Annotated in this window: 23 protein-coding genes; 21 read left to right on the top strand and 2 right to left on the bottom strand. The window is 33.5% G+C overall.

The features are described 5' to 3' along the window. Positions 1-98: 98 nt before the first annotated feature. Positions 99-464 carry a GNAT family N-acetyltransferase gene (locus tag LQ693_RS10185; RefSeq protein ID WP_037590303.1) on the bottom strand — a complete coding sequence of 122 codons (366 nt, stop codon included), beginning with the start codon at positions 462-464 and terminating at the stop codon, positions 99-101. A 107-nt stretch (positions 465-571) separates the two neighbouring features. Between LQ693_RS10185 and LQ693_RS10180 the strand changes: the two genes are divergently transcribed. From LQ693_RS10180 to rsmI, 9 genes are read left to right on the top strand one after another with little or no spacing between them, the layout of a single operon-like run. After that, positions 572-1,921, top strand: coding sequence for an aminotransferase class I/II-fold pyridoxal phosphate-dependent enzyme (locus LQ693_RS10180; protein WP_107633920.1), 1,350 nt, complete (start codon positions 572-574; stop codon positions 1,919-1,921). Between the two features lies 1 nt (position 1,922). After that, a complete protein-coding gene (gene tmk, locus LQ693_RS10175; RefSeq protein ID WP_025905588.1) occupies positions 1,923-2,543 on the top strand; it encodes a dTMP kinase in 621 nt (206 codons plus the stop codon). Between the two features lie 33 nt (positions 2,544-2,576). Continuing rightward, positions 2,577-2,906, top strand: coding sequence for a cyclic-di-AMP receptor (locus tag LQ693_RS10170; RefSeq protein ID WP_025905587.1), 330 nt, complete (start codon positions 2,577-2,579; stop codon positions 2,904-2,906). A gap of 52 nt (positions 2,907-2,958) precedes the next feature. Further along, positions 2,959-3,885, top strand: coding sequence for a DNA polymerase III subunit delta' (locus tag LQ693_RS10165; RefSeq protein ID WP_107590960.1), 927 nt, complete (start codon positions 2,959-2,961; stop codon positions 3,883-3,885). Between the two features lie 4 nt (positions 3,886-3,889). Further along, positions 3,890-4,696 (top strand): PSP1 domain-containing protein, encoded by an 807-nt coding sequence (locus tag LQ693_RS10160; protein ID WP_025905585.1) that lies wholly within the window; start codon positions 3,890-3,892, stop codon positions 4,694-4,696. Positions 4,697-4,710: 14 nt separating this feature from the next. After that, complete coding sequence (yabA, locus tag LQ693_RS10155; RefSeq protein ID WP_025905584.1) at positions 4,711-5,043, top strand: DNA replication initiation control protein YabA; 333 nt, start codon at positions 4,711-4,713, stop codon at positions 5,041-5,043. A gap of 51 nt (positions 5,044-5,094) precedes the next feature. Further along, complete coding sequence (locus LQ693_RS10150) at positions 5,095-5,823, top strand: tRNA1(Val) (adenine(37)-N6)-methyltransferase (protein WP_239703196.1); 729 nt, start codon at positions 5,095-5,097, stop codon at positions 5,821-5,823. Beyond that, entirely contained in the window at positions 5,816-6,064 is a 249-nt protein-coding gene (locus tag LQ693_RS10145; protein WP_025905582.1) for a GIY-YIG nuclease family protein, read from the top strand. The genes LQ693_RS10150 and LQ693_RS10145 overlap by 8 nt, the downstream gene beginning before the upstream one ends. A 1-nt stretch (position 6,065) precedes the next feature. Then, complete coding sequence (gene rsmI, locus LQ693_RS10140; protein WP_103361444.1) at positions 6,066-6,908, top strand: 16S rRNA (cytidine(1402)-2'-O)-methyltransferase; 843 nt, start codon at positions 6,066-6,068, stop codon at positions 6,906-6,908. Between the two features lie 65 nt (positions 6,909-6,973). Here the strand turns inward: rsmI and LQ693_RS10135 are convergent, their stop codons facing one another. Beyond that, positions 6,974-7,249 (bottom strand): AbrB/MazE/SpoVT family DNA-binding domain-containing protein, encoded by a 276-nt coding sequence (locus LQ693_RS10135; RefSeq protein ID WP_025905580.1) that lies wholly within the window; start codon positions 7,247-7,249, stop codon positions 6,974-6,976. A gap of 232 nt (positions 7,250-7,481) precedes the next feature. Here LQ693_RS10135 and metG point away from each other — a divergent pair, with 232 nt between their 5' ends. From metG to LQ693_RS10075, 12 genes are all read left to right on the top strand, one after another. Further along, entirely contained in the window at positions 7,482-9,482 is a 2,001-nt protein-coding gene (gene metG, locus LQ693_RS10130) for a methionine--tRNA ligase (RefSeq protein ID WP_107565611.1), read from the top strand. 21 nt (positions 9,483-9,503) lie between these two features. Continuing rightward, positions 9,504-10,268 (top strand): TatD family hydrolase, encoded by a 765-nt coding sequence (locus tag LQ693_RS10125; protein WP_103361447.1) that lies wholly within the window; start codon positions 9,504-9,506, stop codon positions 10,266-10,268. 54 nt (positions 10,269-10,322) lie between these two features. Further along, complete coding sequence (gene rnmV, locus LQ693_RS10120; RefSeq protein WP_037590321.1) at positions 10,323-10,865, top strand: ribonuclease M5; 543 nt, start codon at positions 10,323-10,325, stop codon at positions 10,863-10,865. Between the two features lie 4 nt (positions 10,866-10,869). Beyond that, on the top strand, positions 10,870-11,760 hold the full coding sequence (rsmA, locus tag LQ693_RS10115; protein ID WP_107565612.1) for a 16S rRNA (adenine(1518)-N(6)/adenine(1519)-N(6))-dimethyltransferase RsmA: 891 nt from the start codon (positions 10,870-10,872) through the stop codon (positions 11,758-11,760). A gap of 99 nt (positions 11,761-11,859) precedes the next feature. Further along, the gene (gene veg / locus LQ693_RS10110; RefSeq protein ID WP_025905575.1) at positions 11,860-12,123 is read left to right on the top strand and encodes a biofilm formation stimulator Veg; all 264 of its coding nucleotides are present in this window, start codon (positions 11,860-11,862) and stop codon (positions 12,121-12,123) included. Between the two features lie 148 nt (positions 12,124-12,271). Then, positions 12,272-13,120 (top strand): 4-(cytidine 5'-diphospho)-2-C-methyl-D-erythritol kinase, encoded by an 849-nt coding sequence (ispE, locus tag LQ693_RS10105; RefSeq protein ID WP_025905574.1) that lies wholly within the window; start codon positions 12,272-12,274, stop codon positions 13,118-13,120. Positions 13,121-13,189: 69 nt separating this feature from the next. Next, positions 13,190-14,014: a pur operon repressor gene (gene purR / locus LQ693_RS10100; RefSeq protein WP_025905573.1), complete on the top strand. Its 825-nt coding sequence runs from the start codon at positions 13,190-13,192 to the stop codon at positions 14,012-14,014. Positions 14,015-14,030: 16 nt separating this feature from the next. After that, positions 14,031-14,408: a RidA family protein gene (locus LQ693_RS10095; protein ID WP_025905572.1), complete on the top strand. Its 378-nt coding sequence runs from the start codon at positions 14,031-14,033 to the stop codon at positions 14,406-14,408. Positions 14,409-14,464: 56 nt separating this feature from the next. Continuing rightward, a complete protein-coding gene (gene spoVG / locus LQ693_RS10090) occupies positions 14,465-14,797 on the top strand; it encodes a septation regulator SpoVG (RefSeq protein WP_037590328.1) in 333 nt (110 codons plus the stop codon). A gap of 192 nt (positions 14,798-14,989) precedes the next feature. After that, positions 14,990-16,348, top strand: a complete 1,359-nt coding sequence (gene glmU, locus LQ693_RS10085) for a bifunctional UDP-N-acetylglucosamine diphosphorylase/glucosamine-1-phosphate N-acetyltransferase GlmU (RefSeq protein WP_025905570.1) — start codon at positions 14,990-14,992, stop codon at positions 16,346-16,348. Between the two features lie 46 nt (positions 16,349-16,394). Then, positions 16,395-17,357 (top strand): ribose-phosphate diphosphokinase, encoded by a 963-nt coding sequence (locus tag LQ693_RS10080; protein WP_048541971.1) that lies wholly within the window; start codon positions 16,395-16,397, stop codon positions 17,355-17,357. A 130-nt stretch (positions 17,358-17,487) separates the two neighbouring features. Further along, entirely contained in the window at positions 17,488-18,132 is a 645-nt protein-coding gene (locus LQ693_RS10075; RefSeq protein ID WP_107565613.1) for a 50S ribosomal protein L25/general stress protein Ctc, read from the top strand. The last annotated feature ends 118 nt before the right edge of the window (positions 18,133-18,250 follow it).

Genomic DNA, 18,250 nt, shown 5'->3' with positions numbered 1-18,250 from the left:
TACGTTCCGCGAGAGTAGGACGTTGCCGGGCAAATGTTTATAAATGGATGCGATGAGTCGCACTCGAGACCTGTTAGGTCTCTTTTTTTTGTAATTTTTTAAGGTAGTCTATAGCCAGTTCCAATATTTCTAAAATGTAATTTCTCGTAAAAAGAATTGTTCTCTGATAATAATTCTATTCGAACAGAAGGATATTGTGCTAATAAATAGTCAATTAGTGCTTTAGCATATCCTTTCTTTCTATGAGTTTTTGTAACGACGAGTTCTGTAATATATAATGTGACAGTTTCGTCTGTTAAGAATCTAGTATAACCAACGACCTCATTATTTACTTCTATTACAATAATACGAGATGTAATAAGCAATTGTTGGATTTTTTCAATACTGAATGTTTTCCAACCTTCTTGTTGAGCAATTTCATAAATGGATTGTATATCTGTGTCAATTGCATTTCTAATAAACATTTTATTCACTCCTTTTTTTAAGTATATCTTATTTTAATTATTACAGGAATGACGTTGGACTTTATCATTGATATAATGATAAAGACTAAAAATTAAGAGGTAGCCTTATGAATATTAATGAAAAATTAAAATCTCTAAATGATTATGATGCCATTTCACTACATGTTCCAGGGCATCATAATCATACAATTGGTTATTTAGATGAGATAAATCTTGCTATGGATATGACTGAAATAACTGGGCTTGATGATTTGCATCAACCAGAAGCATGTATAAAGATGAGTATGTCTGAATTGAATAGGTATCCTGGTTATTATGGGCAGTATCTTGTTAATGGTACAACTGTTGGAATACTATCTGCAATTTATGCAGTGGCGCATTTAGAGGGGGAAGTATTAATTCCTAGAAATGCGCATAAATCAGTATTTAATGCTTTGAATTTAACGAAGCAAGATGCTAAGTTTATGCCTATGACCATATCAGATAAGACAAACCAATATAACGGTGTAGCTTCATTAAGGGATTTAGATTTGAATCATATTAAATTAGCTGTTTTTACTTATCCTAATTACTATGGTGAAACATTTGATATTGAAGAAAGTATTAAAATCTTAAAAGAACACCAAATTCCTGTATTGGTAGATGAGGCACATGGGGCACATTTTGGTATGAGTTCAAACTTCCCTAAATCGTCTATGACATATGGTGCTGATATAGTCGTGCAGTCTTACCACAAGACGTTACCAGCCTTAACAATGGGTTCTGTTCTGTATATGAGAGAAGATTTAGAAATAAAAGCAAATATTCAACAGTACTTGAAGATGTTGCAAACATCAAGCCCTTCATATCTTATTATGGCTAGTTTAGAAAGTGCGGAAAAATTTTATAAGCAGTATGATGATGAAAAATTCAGGCGCAATAGACAAACATTCATTGAAACGATGGAAAATGTTGGATTTGAAGTGGATAGTCTAGAGGACCCTCTTAAATTAATTGTTTCTTATAGAGGATTAAGCGGATTTGAAATTCAAAAACTATTTGAAGATGTGCATATCTATGTAGAGTTATGTGATTATAAATTTGTGTTATTAGTCTTACCATTATGGCATGAATCAGATAAGTTCCCATTTGAAGATATGATTGATCGTGTTAAAAATATTAAAGTGAACGTTAAGCATCAACTCAAAGAAGAAGTACAATTTAAATTACCATACGAAACAGATAGTACAATGTATAAATACAGCGATATTGAAAAAACAAAAATGATGGACTTGAATACATCATATGGCTATATTGCTGCTGAAGATATTGTGCCTTATCCACCAGGTATACCAGTCATTTTAAAAGGAGAAAATATTCGTAAAGAAATAGTGGATTCTCTTTTACAATGGATTGATGGAGGTGGTAGAGTGGAAGGTATATTAAACAAGCAAATCAAGGTAAAGGATGAACAATAAAATGGGACGATTTATTACGTTTGAGGGTCCAGAGGGTTCTGGCAAAACGACGGTTATACATAAAGTTTATGAAAAGTTAAATCAAGATTATGATATTTTACTGACTAGAGAGCCAGGTGGTATCAAAATAAGCGAAGCGATTAGAAACTTGTTGTTAGATAGTGATGATGACATGGATGAAAGGACAGAAGCACTGCTTTTTGCTGCTGCTAGAAGACAACATTTAGTGGAGAAAATTTTACCTCAACTTAATAAAGGTGGAACGGTATTATGTGACCGATTTGTTGATAGTTCTTTAAGTTATCAAGGTTACGCACGTGAAATTGGGGTAGAAGAAGTTAAGGCAATTAATGAATTTGCGATTGATAACCTTTATCCTGATTTAACGTTATATTTTGATGTACCTGCTGAAGTTGGTTTAAATCGAATTAAAGATAATCAACGTAATGCGAATCGTTTGGATAAAGAAAAAATAGAATTTCATCACAAAGTTACAGATGGTTATAAAAAATTAATTGCTGAGTATCCAGATAGAATTAAAGTAATTGATGCGACGCAACCATTAGAAAAGGTTGTAGATGATGCATATTCTACGATAGTAAAATATCTGAAACAAGATTAAAATATGATATAATAAATAAAGAGGTGTTTAGATATGAAAATGGTAATAGCGATTGTCCAAGATCAAGATAGTCAAAACTTGTCAGAAGCACTTATAGAAAAGAATTTTAGAGCCACTAAACTTGCAACAACTGGTGGATTTCTAAGAGCTGGAAATACAACATTCTTATGCGGTGTCAAAGATGAACGTGTAGATGAATTATTACGTGTTATCGATGGAACTTGTGGTAATCGTGAACAACTTGTTTCACCTATCACACCAATGGGCGGTAGTGCGGATTCTTATATTCCTTACCCTGTAGAAGTTGAAGTAGGTGGCGCAACTGTATTCGTTATGCCAATTGAACAATTCCATCAATTTTAAGAACTGATGAGCTGCCGTTTGAGCAGCTTTTTTATTGCAAGGAGCGTAAAATATGCAATTAACCAAAGAGATTGATCATTTATTAAGTGTACAACAATTATCTCATGCCTATTTATTTGAGGGAGATAATATGTTTGAAATGAAATCTACAGCTTTATATTTTGCAGAACAAATATTATGTGAATCAGAACAAAGTTGTGTGGTTAAAGTTCAAAATTTTAATCATCCTGATTTTGTATATATTCAATCAGATGAAACAACGATAAAGAAACAACAAATAGAAGAATTACTCAGAAAAATGAATCAAAAACCTATCGAAAGCCAATATAAAGTTTACATTATTGAAGCTTTTGATAAACTAACAGTACAGGGTGAAAATAGTATACTTAAATTTTTGGAAGAACCACCTCCAAATACAATTGCCCTGTTACTGACAACCAAGAAAGATCAAATATTGCCAACTATACATTCAAGATGCCAACTTGTTCATTTTAAACCTGCATCTAAAGAAAATTATATAGAAGAATTAAAACTGTCTGGTATTTCTTCTGCAATTGCGCATACATTGAGTTTTGTTACTTCTGATAAAGAAGAAGCACTTGCTCTTACAGAAGAACAATTGTTTGTACAGCTTAGAAAAACTGTAACGAAACTTGCTGAATTGATGGTCAAAGATACACAGATGGCAATGATTTATTTGATCGATTGCATAAAAATTGCTAACACACGCCCGTTGCAGCAATTATTTTTAAATAGCTTGAATGCTTATTTTCAAGATTTATTACATGCCAAAATTCAAATAGATACGATAAAGGCATATCCAGATTTAGAAGTGGAAATTAGAGAGATCAGTCAATATTTATCTTTAAATGACATTTCGAATTATATACAAGTTATAACGGAAGCAAACCGTAAATTAGCGCAAAACGTTAATGCAACGTTAGTATTAGAACAAATGGTTATAAATGGGAAGAGGTGATTAAATGTATGAAATAATTGGTGTTCAATTCCAAAAAGCTGGGAAGAAAGAATACTTCTCACCAAATGGGGAACGTTTTAAAGAAAATGACTTAGTTGTCGTTGAATCTAAACGTGGTATTGAACTTGGTAAAGTTAAATTAACGAATCGCCATGTAGGCAAAGATGATGTTGTCTTACCATTGAAAGAAGTTATCCGTCATGCGACAGAAGCTGATATTCAAAAATATCAAGATAATTTAAAGGATGCAGACGATGCTTTGGCATTATGTAAAGAGTTGGTAGCGACTCACGAACTTAATATGCGACTTGTTAATTGTGAATATACATTAGATAAAAGTAAAGTCATCTTTAATTTTACAGCTGATGATAGAATAGATTTCCGAACTTTAGTAAAATCTTTAGCATATGAATTAAAAACACGAATTGAGTTACGACAAATTGGTGTGAGAGACGAAGCGAAATTACTTGGCGGTATTGGTCCATGTGGTCGTTCGTTATGTTGTTCAACATTTTTAGGTGATTTTGAACCTGTTTCAATCAAAATGGCTAAAGATCAAAACTTATCATTAAATCCAACTAAAATATCAGGTGCTTGTGGTCGTTTAATGTGTTGTTTAAAATACGAAAATGACTATTATGAAGAAGTTAGAAATGAATTACCTGATATTGGTACAACTGTTGTGACGCCAGAGGGTGACGGCAAAGTTGTCGGATTAAATATTTTAGATATAACAATGCAAGTTAAAGTGAAAGGTTTCGAACAACTCTTTGATTATAAACTTGATGAATTACTTGAAGTCCATTCATAAGGGAGGATTATATTGTGAATAGGGACGAGTTGTTTGAAACGATTATGACATTAGAGAATGAACTTAAGCAAATTAATGAACATATGGAAAAGTTGAAAAACCAGGCAGTTGAATTAGTCGAAGACAATGTTGCCCTTCAAATGGAGAATGAAAGTTTGAAGCGTGTAATGGAAACAAGTGAAGACAATCAACAGAAAAAGCCAAACAAGAAATTAAAGCCACTTCAAAGTAAAGATAACTTAGCTATGTTATATCATGAAGGTTTTCATATTTGTCGAGGAGAATTGTTTGGTAAACACAGACAAGGACAAGATTGTTTATTTTGTTTAGAAGTGTTGAATAGATAATAAGAAAATCAGGCATGTTATATGCCTGATTTTTTTAAGTGAGGTGTTTAAATGCTGAATTCGGGAGAAAGACTCGACCAATTATTAAGAGAAGAATTTGAAATTATTCAAAATGATGATGTGTTTTCATTTTCAACAGATGCATTGTTATTAGGAGATTTTACAAAGGTACGAAATAAAGATAAAGTAATGGATTTATGTTCTGGTAATGGCATTATTCCTTTGTTATTGGCACACAAATCTCAAGCTAGTATTGAAGCGGTAGAAATTCAAGAGGCTTTAGTGGATATGGCTAAACGAACGATAGCTCTTAATCAATTAGAAGACCAAATATCTATCAGACAAATGGATTTGAAGAATGTATCAACCTCATATCATCCTTCAACATTTGATGTTGTAACGGTAAACCCACCTTACTTTAAAGAAAATCAACAAATACAACATCAAAAAGAAGCACATAAAATTGCGAGACATGAAATATACTGCACATTAGATGATGTTTTAAAAGCAAGTAAGCATTTGTTAAAGCAAGGTGGTAAACTTGTAATGGTCCATAGAGCGGAAAGACTGATGGATGTCTTAAGCGCATTTCGACAATATAAAATCGAGCCTAAAAGATTAAGAATGGTATATAGTACACCTAACAAGAAAGAAGCGGTTACGATTTTAGTTGAAGGTAGAAGTGGTGGCCAAGCAGGATTGAAAGTTGAACAGCCATTTTATATTTATGATGAAAATGGAGATTATTCAAAAGAAATGAAGGTTGTATATTATGGTTAACCATTATACATATATATTAGAGTGTAAGGATCAAACATTATATACTGGTTATACGACAGATTTAGACAGAAGGTTAAAAGTCCATAATGAAGGTAAGGGTGCTAAATATACTAAAGTGAGACGTCCTGTTAAACTTGTATATCATGAGACATTCGATAATAAATCCGAAGCTTTAAAACGAGAATATGCTTTAAAACAGTTAAGTAGAAAACAAAAATTAGCGCTTATTAAGGAGGGGTAATATGTCTATATTATATTTAGTAGGAACCCCAATCGGAAATTTAGAAGATATCACTTATCGTGCGGTTAGAATGTTAACAGAAGTCGATTATATCTTTTGTGAAGATACACGTGTTACAGGCAAGCTTTGTCAGCATTATGAAATACAAACGCCTCTTAAGTCTTACCATGAACATAATAAAGATAAGTCTTCTGAGCAAATATTGAGGTTATTAGAAGAGGGCAAAGATATTGCGCTCGTTTCTGATGCAGGCTGCCCTTGTATAAGTGATCCTGGTTATGAACTTGTGAATCAAGTTAGGGATAATGGTTATCGTGTTGAAACGATTCCTGGACCTAATGCGGCTATTACGGCATTAATGACAAGTGGATTACCATCATATAAATTTGTATTTTTAGGATTTTTACCTAGACATGCGAAAGAGAAACATGATGTATTGGAAAAATGGATGACGAGAGAATCAACGTCTATGATTTATGAGTCACCTTATAGAATTAAACAAACGGTACAAGCAATAGCTGAAATAGATCCAGAAAGAAAAGTAGCAATTGGAAGAGAACTTACTAAGAAATTCGAACAAGTGGAAACGAATCAAGTAAAGGTCATTGAAGAAATGCTATCAGATGAGCGTATACCTCAAAAAGGTGAGTTCGTCATCTTGATTGAAGGTGTCGATGAATCGACACAAGTGGATCATTGGTGGGAAGACTTGGATCTCGTTCAACATGTCGAAATTTATATAAATGAACATCAAATGAGATCTAAAGATGCAATTAAACAAGTAGCAGTAGATAGAAATATGAAAAAAAGAGATGTATACGAAGCGTATCATATTGACGAATAAACAAAAAAAGGAAATTTAAAGTAAACGATGTACTTTAAATTTCCTTTTTTTATATGCAGCTTTTATTATTTTGATTTTTTCTCAATCTCATTAATTAGTTGCTGAGCGCCTTCTTTACTTAAGACAATTTTACCATCAGCTAAAACAAAATTGTCTTCAGAAACATCTCCAGTAACTTGACAAGTCATGTTAGGTGAGTATTTCTTTAAGATAATTTTATCGTCATCTGTATAAATTTCTAAAGCATCTTTCTCAGCAATGTCTAATATGCGTCGTAATTCGATAGGAATTACTACACGGCCTAGTTCATCTACTTTACGCACGATTCCAGTTGATTTCATCTTTTTACCTCCGTTTAATAAAACCATAATTATCTAATTCGACATTCATTCGACAATTATATAAATAGTATACTAATATGAATTGAAGAAAATGTCAATATAACAATATATTGCATACGTTTAAATTTTGAAATATAAAACAATTGTTATCTCTATACCATAATCAGGTAATATTGAAAAAATGCTTAATTTTCGGTATATTATATAGATAAGATATTAGGAGGAAACGCTGATGACGAAAGAGACTTTTTACATTACGACACCGATTTATTATCCGAGCGGGAATTTACACATAGGTCATGCGTATACTACGGTTGCTGGTGATGTAATTGCTAGATATAAACGGTTACAAGGCTATGATGTTCATTATTTAACTGGTACAGATGAACATGGTCAAAAAATACAAGAAAAAGCTAAAGAAGCGGGCTTATCTGAAATAGAATATTTAGATGGCATTATTAAAAGTATCCAATCTTTATGGAAGAAATTAGACATCTCTAATGATGATTTTATTCGAACTACTGAAGAAAGACATAAACAAGTTGTCGAAAAAGTCTTCGAAAAGTTATTAGCACAAGGTGACATATACTTAGGTGAGTATGAAGGTTGGTACTCAATACCAGATGAAACATATTATACTGAAACACAACTTGTCGATCCAGTTTATGAAGATGGCAAAATCGTCGGTGGTAAGAGTCCTGATTCAGGTCATGAAGTAGAACTTGTGAAAGAAGAAAGTTATTTCTTTAAATTAGATAACTATGCTGATCGTTTACTTAAATTCTTCGATGAAAATCCGGAATTCATTTTACCGATTTCTCGTAAGAATGAAATGATTAACAACTTTATTAAACCTGGTCTAGAAGATTTAGCGATTTCTAGAACAACTTTTGATTGGGGTATTAAAGTACCTTCTAATCCTAAACACGTTGTGTATGTTTGGATTGACGCACTTGTGAACTATATTTCTGCGTTAGGTTATTTATCAGATGACGATACGTTATTTAAAAAATATTGGCCAGCAGATGTGCATTTAATGGCTAAAGAAATCGTTCGATTCCATTCAATTATTTGGCCAATCTTATTGATGGCTTTAGACTTACCTTTACCTAAACGTGAATTTGCTCACGGTTGGATCTTGATGAAAGACGGTAAAATGAGTAAATCTAAAGGTAATGTTGTAGATCCGAACGTCTTAATTGATAAATACGGCTTAGATGCAACAAGATACTATCTCATGAGAGAATTACCATTTGGCGCAGATGGTGTATTTACGCCTGAAGCATTCGTTGAAAGAACAAATTACGATTTAGCTAATGACTTAGGTAACTTAGTAAATCGTACAATAGCAATGGTTAATAAATACTTTAATGGCGTACTTCCTAAATATAAAGGTAAATTACACCCATTAGATGAAGAGATGGAACAAATGGCTTTAGATACTAAAGATAAATTCTATTCATCAATGGAAAACATGCAATTCTCAGTTGCTTTAGCAGAAGTTTGGAAGTTGATTAGTCGTACAAACAAGTATATTGATGAAACAACACCATGGGTATTAGCTAAAGATGAAAATGAACGTGAAATGCTAGAAAATGTCATGATTCACTTAGTTGAAAACATTAGATTTGCAGCAGTATTATTACGTCCATTCTTAACACATGCACCATATGAGATTTTCCGTCAATTAAACTTGGAAAAAGGTAAACTTGATACATTTGAAAGTATTGAACAATATGGCGCTATTGATCAAGATATTAAAGTGATTGAAAAACCTGAGCCTATTTTCCCTAGATTAGATGTAGAGCAAGAAGTGGCATTCATCAAGGATTCTATGCAAGGTGGAACGACTGCAGAACCATCTGAAGAAGAAGCTGAAACTGCTGAGGAAGAAGTAGTGCCATCTAAACCAGAAATCACAATTGATCAATTTGATAAAGTAGAAATCAAAGCTGCTACTGTTACAGGTGCAGACTATGTGAAAAAATCAGATAAACTTTTAAAAATAAAAATAGATTTAGGTAACGAAAAGAGACAAATTGTTTCAGGTATAGCTGAATTTTATAAACCTGAAGATATTGTTGGTAAAAAAGTAGCGGTCGTTACGAATTTAAAACCAGTCAAATTACGTGGTGAATTATCAGAGGGTATGATTTTATCAGCTGAGAAAGACGGCACACTTACTTTAGTAGGGCTACCAAATGCAATACAAAACGGATCTATCATTAAGTAAAGTACTGAAAGGAAGATTCGAATGTTAATAGATACACACGTCCATTTAAATGCGGATCAATACGATGAAGATTTACAAGAAGTAATCGATCGAGCTTTGGAAGAAGGTATCGATAGAATGTTCGTTGTTGGTTTCGACACGAACACGATTGAAAGAACAATGAAATTAATAGACCAGTATGATTTTATATATGGCATTATAGGTTGGCATCCTGTTGATGCAATTGATTGTACGGAAGAACGTCTACAATGGATTGAAGAATTGTCTAAACACCCAAAAATCATCGGTATAGGTGAGATGGGATTAGATTATCACTGGGACAAGTCACCTAAAGATATCCAAAAAGATGTATTTAGAAAGCAAATCGCATTAGCTAAACGTGTTCAACTACCGATTATTATTCATAATAGAGAAGCAACTCAAGATTGCGTTGATATCTTAAAAGAAGAAAATGCAAGTGAAGTTGGCGGCATTATGCATAGTTTCAGTGGCTCAAACGAAATAGCTGATGAAATACTCAAAATGAATTTCTATATTTCATTGGGTGGACCTGTCACGTTCAAAAATGCGAAACAACCAAAAGAAGTAGCTCAACATGTACCATTAGATAGATTACTCGTTGAAACAGATGCACCATACTTATCACCTCATCCTTATAGAGGGAAAAGAAATGAGCCTGCACGTGTAAAACTTGTTGCAGAACAAATTGCTGAATTGCGTGGTATTTCTTACGAGGAAGTATGTAAAGCTACTACAGAAAATGCTGAAAGATTATTTAAATTATAAAATATGATGCCCCAAAACGGTTGTTTTGGGGCATCTTTAAAGAAGGAAATGAATATGAAGATAAATGAATTTGTTGTTGTTGAGGGACGCGATGATACAGTTAATGTTAAAAGAGCAGTAGATTGCGATACGATAGAAACAAATGGCTCAGCAATATCAAAAGAAACACTAGAAGTTATAAGACAAGCGCATGAAAAACGTGGTGTCATTGTATTAACTGACCCAGATTTCCCAGGTGATAAAATTAGAAATACAATCAAGCAGTATATCCCTAGTGTGAAACATGCATTTATACCAAGAGATAAAGCTAAAAATAAAAGAGGGAAAATAGGCGTTGAGCATGCCTCAATTGAAACAATTAAAGATGCACTGACAAATGTAAGTTCTCCATTAGAAGCGGACATTGAAACAATTGATAAAGCAGTCTTAATTGATCTTGGATTAATTATAGGACCAGACGCTAGAAGAAAACGCGAAATACTATGCAGTAAATTAAATATAGGCCATTCAAATGGCAAACAATTGCTAAACAAATTAAATGCCTTCGGTTATACTGAGAAAGATGTAAAAGAAGCACTGGGATATAAAGAGGAGTGACACGATGAACGATAAAGATATAGCAACACCTAAACGTACAAAAGCGTTATTAGATCAATATGGATTTAAATTCAAAAAGAGTTTAGGTCAGAACTTTTTAATCGATACAAATATTATTCAAAAAATTATTTCTGCTAGTGATATAGATGAGCATACAGGTGTTATTGAAGTTGGACCAGGAATGGGTTCACTTACTGAACAATTAGCGAGAGCTTCAAAGAAAGTATTGGCTTTTGAAATTGATCAAAGATTAATACCTGTATTAGAAGATACGTTAAGTCCATATGACAATGTAACAGTTGTAAATGAAGATATATTGAAAGCCAACGTCAAAAAAGAAATTGAAACGCACTTAAAAGACTGCGATAAAATTATGTTGGTTGCCAATTTACCTTATTACATTACGACGCCTATATTGATGAATTTACTAGAAAATGATTTACCAATAGATGGCTATGTTGTCATGATGCAAAAAGAAGTAGGAGAACGCTTAAACGCTGAAGTAGGTAGTAAAAGTTATGGTTCATTATCAATAGCTTGTCAGTATTACACTGAAACTGAACGTGTTTTAGTCGTCCCGAAGACTGTCTTTATGCCACCACCGAATGTTGATTCAATCGTTATTAAATTAACGAAACGTATTGAACCGATCGTCGAAGTAGATGATGAGAAACTACTATTCAAGCTTTCAAAAGGTGCTTTCGGACAAAGACGAAAAACAATTTTGAACAATTATATTAATGCAATTAAAGATGGCAAACTGCATAAAGATGAAATCGTCGAATGGCTAAATGCTTCAAACATAGACCCTAAGCGACGTGGTGAAACGCTAACAATACAAGAATATGCACACCTTTGTAACAATTTGAAAAAATACCCGAATTTATCTGTGTAAATATATTGACATTGCTTTATCAACTTGATAAAATTTAAATTTTATTTGACAAAAATCCGCTTTCGTAGTATAATTTTATATATAGCGAGGTGGGTCAATATGCCGAAGACTTTAGTAGACATCAAAAAAATATTGGAATGTCAATTAGGAAATCGTATTGTACTTAAAGCTAATGGAGGACGTAAGAAGTTAATTGAGCGAAGTGGCGTGCTTAAGGAAACGTATCCATCAGTTTTCGTGGTCGAATTAGATCAAGAGAAACATAATTTTGAGCGTGTATCTTATACATACACTGATGTATTAACTGAGAATGTCCAAGTAACTTTTATGAATGAACATAAAGAGGAATTCATAGTTCAATAATTAAAGGTATTTAATAAAAAACTCTACGCGATATGACTGTGATATGGCGTAGGGTTTTTTATTATGCCAAAAAATAGAATAAAGCTAATACTTTCTAACTTTTATTTATGGTAAAATCATAATAATAAGTTTTAGAGAGGGCAAGTATATGATTTATGAAACTGCACCAGCAAAAATTAATTTAACATTAGATACGTTATATAAACGTGAAGATGGGTATCATGAAGTGGAAATGATTATGACGACCATCGACTTGAATGACCGATTAACATTTGAGTGTAGAGACGATGGGGAAATTATTATTGATGTAGAACATAATTTTGTACCAAGTGATCATAGAAATTTAGCTTATAAAGCAGCAAAGTTGATGCAAGATAGATACAATATTGAAAAAGGTGTGAAGATTTCATTAGAAAAAAGCATACCGATTTCAGCAGGTTTAGCTGGTGGGTCAAGTGATGCAGCCGCTACTTTTAGAGGTTTGAATGAATTATGGGGGATTAACGAATCTTTAGAAACATTAAGTGAGTTGGCTTCGGAAATTGGATCAGATATTTCGTTTTGTATTTATGGAAAAACTGCTTTATGCCAAGGTAGAGGTGAGAAAATTACGCACTTACCTAAACCACCTTCAGCATGGGTTGTTATCGCGAAACCAGATATAGGTGTTTCAACGCCTGAAATATACGGCGCATTAGATTTGGAAAACAAGGAAGAAGTACAAACACAAGCGTGTCTTAAAGCAATCGAAAATAACGATTATGCCACAATGTGTCAGTCGCTTGGCAACAGCCTTGAAAAAGTTACAATGCAGCTGTATCCAGAAGTTGAGAAATTGAAGAATACTATGAGTAATACTGGTGTAGATGCTGCTTTAATGAGTGGTAGTGGCCCGACTATATATGGCTTTGTTCAAAAAGAAAGACAAGCTAAGCAAGTATATAATGCTTTGATGGGATGTTGTAACGATGTATACATCGCGAGACTGCTTGGATAGCTTTGAGGAATGCGAACGATTATAGTATAATTAGGCTTAAAATACGGAATAGAGATTGGAGTTTTATAAATGAGGTTTAAACGAAGTGAAAGAATCGTTTATATGACACAATATTTATTGAAACATCCGAACGAGTTAGTGCCGTTGACTTATTTTGTGAATCATTTTGGTCAGGCAAAGTCGTCTATTAGTGAAGATATACAAATTATTAAAGAAACGTTTACTGCTGAGAGACTTGGTATTATAGAAACGACTGCCGGTGCAAGTGGCGGCGTAACTTACCGACCTAAAATGTACGTCGAAGAAGCACGTGAATTGATTGAAAAATTGTGTGAATTACTAAAAGAAAAAGAAAGACTGTTGCCAGGTGGCTATTTATTTATGTCAGATTTAGTAGGGAATCCTAAACTATTAAATCAAGTAGGGGAATTAATCGCTACAATGTACATGGATGAAGAACTTGATGCGGTAGTTACAATAGCAACAAAGGGTATTTCTTTAGCAAATGCCGTGGCGAAAGTGCTTAATTTGCCAGTTGTGGTTATAAGAAAAGACAATAAAGTAACAGAAGGATCTACAGTATCGATTAACTATGTGTCTGGGTCTTCTAGAAAGATTGAGACAATGGTTTTATCAAAAAGAACATTGCCTGAATATTCGAATGTATTGATTGTTGATGACTTTATGAGAGCAGGCGGATCTATTAATGGTGTAATCAATTTGATGAATGAGTTTAAAGCTACAGTAAAAGGGGTATCAGTACTTGTAGAATCAAAAGAAGTTAAACATCGATTGATTGAAGATTATACATCTTTAGTTAGGTTATCTGACGTAGACGAGTACAATCAACAATTTTCAGTAGAAGAAGGCAACTGTTTAAAAAGATTTAATTAAAAGGAGAGTAATCAACATGAAAAGTATTAACGCAACAAACGCTCCAGAAGCTTTAGGACCATATTGCCATGCAGTAGTAGTAGATAGTTTAGTATTTACTTCTGGTCAAATACCATTAAATCAACAAGGTGAAGTCGTTTCTGAAGATGTCAAAGAACAAACTAAGCAAGTACTAGAAAATTTAAAAGTCGTACTTCAAGAAAGTGGCGCATCTTTAGATAGTGTCGTTAAATCTTTAATTTTCATAAAAGATATGAACGATTTCCAAGACATCAATGCCGTATACGGCGAATATTTTAATGAACATTTGCCTGCTAGAAGTTGTGTGGAAGTTGCACGTTTACCGAAAGATGTAAAAGTTGAAATCGAAATGATTGCAAAAATAAATAACTAACTTCAATTAATATGATGCTGCTACTTTAAATAGACAAAACAGGGGGCACACAAATCATGAAGGTAACAGATGTGAGATTAAGAAAAATTCAAACGGATGGAAGAATGAAAGCATTAGTTTCTATAACATTAGATGACGCTTTTGTTATTCACGACTTAAGAGTAATCGAGGGAAATTCAGGACTGTTTGTGGCTATGCCTAGTAAGCGTACGCCAGATGGGGAATTTAGAGATATTGCTCATCCCATTAATTCTGAAATGAGACAAGAGATTCAAGAAGCGGTTATGAAAGTATATGATGAAACAGATGAAGTCATTATTCCAAAATCAGCTCAAGAAGCCTCAAATTCAGAGGATAGCGATGAAGCATCAGACAGTGAAGAAGAATAACGATATTTAAAGTACTCAGCTCACGTATATTGATAAACAGCAGTTAAAATCTTGTGATTTTAACTGCTGTTTTTTTATATGTCATGATAATGGCTTTGTTAATAAGGAAACGTTTACTTGAACTCTTTCTTGATACTATGCGGTCAATTAAATTATAATAGACTAAAGTGTGTATAAATGGAGGTATTTGCAATGCAAAAATATGCAGTTGTATTAGCTGCTGGTAAAGGTACAAGAATGAAATCTAAACTTTACAAAGTACTACATACAGTAGCTGGAGAAGCAATGGTTCAACATGTTATAGATAGCGTGAAAAATGCAGGTGTTGATAAAGTCGTAACAGTTGTTGGGCATGGTGCTGAAAAAGTCAAAGAAACAATCGGTCATGCATCTCAGTTTGTACATCAAGAAGAACAATTAGGAACAGCACATGCAGTAAAGACTGCTAAGGATATATTAGGTACTGAAAAAGGCACAACAATTGTTGTATGTGGAGACACACCATTAATCAGTGACGAAACAATTAAAAACTTATTAGATTTTCATGAGTCTGAAAGTGCAGTAGCAACTGTCTTGTCTGCAAAAGTTGATAACCCGTTTGGTTACGGTAGAATCATTCGTGATGAAAATGGTTTGGTTTCTGGAATTGTCGAACAAAAAGATGCTTCTTCTGCTGAAGCTGAAGTTAATGAAATAAGTTCTGGTATATTTGCTTTCGATAACGAAAAGTTGTTTGAAACACTTGAAAAAGTAAACAATGATAACGCACAAGGTGAATATTATTTACCAGATGTGATTCGCATCCTAAAAGAAGAAAATGAAAAAGTTTCTGCTTTTATTACGAACGATGTTGACGGCATTATGGGTGTGAATGATAGAGTGCAACTTGCGAAAGCGGAACAGAAAATGAAAGAACGTATCAATCATCAACATATGCTAAATGGCGTAACATTTATTGATCCAGCTACAACTTATATCGGGAAACAAGTCGTAATTGGTGAAGATACAGTTGTAGAACCAGGTGTAAGACTTTCTGGCACAACAATTATAGGAAAAAATGTTACGATAGGAATGAATTCTGACATCAAAAATAGTACAATTAAAGATGATGCTACAATTAAACAATCTGTTATTACAGATTCAGTTGTAGGCGAAAACGCTACAGTAGGACCATTTGCACAATTAAGACCAGGTTCTGAACTAGGCAAAGATACGAAAATTGGTAACTTTGTTGAAACTAAAAAGGCTGTCTTAAAAGATGGCGCTAAAGTTTCACACTTAAGCTATATCGGAGATGCAGAAGTAGGTGCAAGAACAAATATTGGTTGTGGTTCTATCACTGTAAATTATGATGGCGTGAATAAATTCCGTACGGTTATAGGAGATGATGCATTTATTGGATGTAATTCAAATCTAGTTGCACCAGTAGAAATTGGAGATGGATCATTCATAGCAGCAGGGTCAACAATTACAGATGATGTACCAAATGAAAGCTTGGCGCTAGGTCGCGCTAGACAAACGACTAAAGAAGGATATTATAAAACGAAATAAAAGGAGCCGTCAAAACATGAGTCAAAATGATATCGGAGGAACAGAAATGTTGAACACTGAATATAAGAACTCTTCATTAAAAATATTTTCGCTTGAAGGTAACCAACCATTAGCGCAAGAAGTTGCCAATTTAGTAGGGATTCCATTAGGTAAATCTACAGTTAAGAGATTTGCTGATGGTGAAGTTCAAATTAATATTGAAGAAAGTATCCGTGGTTGTGATGTGTTTATTATTCAACCAACATCAAACCCAGTGAATGAACACTTGATGGAATTATTAATTATGATTGATGCTTGTAAACGTGCATCTGCAGCGAATATTAATATTGTAATGCCTTATTACGGTTATGCAAGACAAGACCGTAAAGCTAGAAGCCGTGAACCGATCACTGCTAAACTTGTGGCAAATATTATTGAAAAAGCTGGCGCAAGCAGAATGATAGCACTTGATTTACATGCACCTCAAATTCAAGGGTTCTTTGACATACCGATTGATCATTTAATGGGCGTACCAATTTTATCAAATTACTTCTTAGAAAAAGGTTTAGATCCTGAATCAACAGTTGTTGTTTCACCTGACCATGGTGGCGTAACAAGAGCGCGTAAAATGGCTGACCGTCTAAAAACACCTATCGCTATTATTGATAAACGTCGTCCGAAACCAAACGTAGCAGAAGTTATGAATATTGTTGGAGATATTAATGGTAAGACTGCCATCATTATCGACGATATTATTGATACAGCTGGAACAATTACATTAGCAGCAGATGCACTTGTTAAAAAAGGTGCGAAAGAAGTATATGCTTGTTGTACACACCCTGTATTATCAGGACCAGCAAAAGAACGTATCGAAAATTCTCAAATTAAAGAATTAGTTGTTACAAACTCAATTCAATTACCAGAAGATAGAAAACCTGCAAACGTTAAAGAATTGTCTGTAGCAGAATTATTAGCACAAGCAATTGTTAGAGTATATGAACAAGAATCTGTTAGTGTGCTATTTGATTAATTTATAATATTCGTGTATAATAACAAACGGTTCATTTTTATGGACTAAATAACCACTTACAAGCAGCAATTGTTGTTGATGGGTAAGTGTAGGAGCGCATATCGCGCATAAATGAAAGGTGGAAAAGATAATGGCTTCATTAAAGTCAGTTATCCGTCAAGGTAAACAAACTCGTTCTAGTTTACGTAAATTAAGAGCTTCAGGTATTATCCCAGCAGTTGTATATGGTTACGGTGCTAAAAATACATCTGTTAAAGTTGATGAAGTTGAATTCATCAAAACAATTCGTGAAGTTGGACGTAACGGCGTTATCGAATTAGGTGTTGGTTCAAAAACAATCAAAGTTATGGTTTCAGATTATCAATATGATTCTCTTAAAAACCAAATCACTCACGTTGACTTCTTAGCTATCAACATGAAAGAAGAATTAACTGTAGACGTACCTGTAGTATTAGTAGGTGAATCAGTTGGTGCTTCTGAAGGTGGCGTAGTTCAACAACCATTATTCGACTTACAAGTTACAACTACTCCAGATGCAATTCCTGAAAATATCGAAGTTGATATTACAGAATTAGCTATTGGTGATAGCTACTTAGTAGGCGACTTAGATGCAACTGATAAATACACTATCGAAAACGATAAAGAAGAAGCAGTTGTAACAGTAGTTCCTCCAACAGAAGAACCTGCTGAAGATGCTGAAGAAACTGCAGCTGAAGAAGCTGATGCAGTAGCAGAAGAAGCTGAAAAAGAAGAAGCAGAAGAAGAAGAAAAATAATATTTTTTAAATCTTCAACCCAACACATTTGTGTTGGGTTTTTTTATTTAAGTATAGATAGATGAAATAAATCACAAAAATGCTATAATATATACTTAGTATTAATATGGAGGTTACA

It is taken from the genome of Mammaliicoccus sp. B-M6 (assembly GCF_022386965.1).
Taxonomy (GTDB): domain Bacteria; phylum Bacillota; class Bacilli; order Staphylococcales; family Staphylococcaceae; genus Mammaliicoccus; species Mammaliicoccus sciuri_A.
The sequence above is the reverse complement of the archived record's forward strand: the minus strand, read 5'-3'. Positions and strand labels throughout refer to the sequence as shown.

Bases quoted from the DNA above. Each gene is read 5' to 3' on its own strand.
- LQ693_RS10145 (WP_025905582.1), top strand. From the start codon at position 5,816: ATGGTTAACCATTATACATATATATTAGAGTGTAAGGATCAAACATTA.
- tmk (WP_025905588.1), top strand. From the start codon at position 1,923: ATGGGACGATTTATTACGTTTGAGGGTCCAGAGGGTTCTGGCAAAACG.
- LQ693_RS10095 (WP_025905572.1), top strand. From the start codon at position 14,031: ATGAAAAGTATTAACGCAACAAACGCTCCAGAAGCTTTAGGACCATAT.
- LQ693_RS10170 (WP_025905587.1), top strand. From the start codon at position 2,577: ATGAAAATGGTAATAGCGATTGTCCAAGATCAAGATAGTCAAAACTTG.
- glmU (WP_025905570.1), top strand. From the start codon at position 14,990: ATGCAAAAATATGCAGTTGTATTAGCTGCTGGTAAAGGTACAAGAATG.
- LQ693_RS10080 (WP_048541971.1), top strand. From the start codon at position 16,395: ATGTTGAACACTGAATATAAGAACTCTTCATTAAAAATATTTTCGCTT.
- LQ693_RS10125 (WP_103361447.1), top strand. From the start codon at position 9,504: ATGTTAATAGATACACACGTCCATTTAAATGCGGATCAATACGATGAA.
- ispE (WP_025905574.1), top strand. From the start codon at position 12,272: ATGATTTATGAAACTGCACCAGCAAAAATTAATTTAACATTAGATACG.
- LQ693_RS10135 (WP_025905580.1), bottom strand. From the start codon at position 7,249: ATGAAATCAACTGGAATCGTGCGTAAAGTAGATGAACTAGGCCGTGTA.
- LQ693_RS10165 (WP_107590960.1), top strand. From the start codon at position 2,959: ATGCAATTAACCAAAGAGATTGATCATTTATTAAGTGTACAACAATTA.
- purR (WP_025905573.1), top strand. From the start codon at position 13,190: ATGAGGTTTAAACGAAGTGAAAGAATCGTTTATATGACACAATATTTA.
- LQ693_RS10150 (WP_239703196.1), top strand. From the start codon at position 5,095: ATGCTGAATTCGGGAGAAAGACTCGACCAATTATTAAGAGAAGAATTT.
- rsmI (WP_103361444.1), top strand. From the start codon at position 6,066: ATGTCTATATTATATTTAGTAGGAACCCCAATCGGAAATTTAGAAGAT.
- LQ693_RS10185 (WP_037590303.1), bottom strand. From the start codon at position 464: ATGTTTATTAGAAATGCAATTGACACAGATATACAATCCATTTATGAA.
- rnmV (WP_037590321.1), top strand. From the start codon at position 10,323: ATGAAGATAAATGAATTTGTTGTTGTTGAGGGACGCGATGATACAGTT.
- LQ693_RS10160 (WP_025905585.1), top strand. From the start codon at position 3,890: ATGTATGAAATAATTGGTGTTCAATTCCAAAAAGCTGGGAAGAAAGAA.
- spoVG (WP_037590328.1), top strand. From the start codon at position 14,465: ATGAAGGTAACAGATGTGAGATTAAGAAAAATTCAAACGGATGGAAGA.
- veg (WP_025905575.1), top strand. From the start codon at position 11,860: ATGCCGAAGACTTTAGTAGACATCAAAAAAATATTGGAATGTCAATTA.
- LQ693_RS10180 (WP_107633920.1), top strand. From the start codon at position 572: ATGAATATTAATGAAAAATTAAAATCTCTAAATGATTATGATGCCATT.
- LQ693_RS10075 (WP_107565613.1), top strand. From the start codon at position 17,488: ATGGCTTCATTAAAGTCAGTTATCCGTCAAGGTAAACAAACTCGTTCT.
- metG (WP_107565611.1), top strand. From the start codon at position 7,482: ATGACGAAAGAGACTTTTTACATTACGACACCGATTTATTATCCGAGC.
- rsmA (WP_107565612.1), top strand. From the start codon at position 10,870: ATGAACGATAAAGATATAGCAACACCTAAACGTACAAAAGCGTTATTA.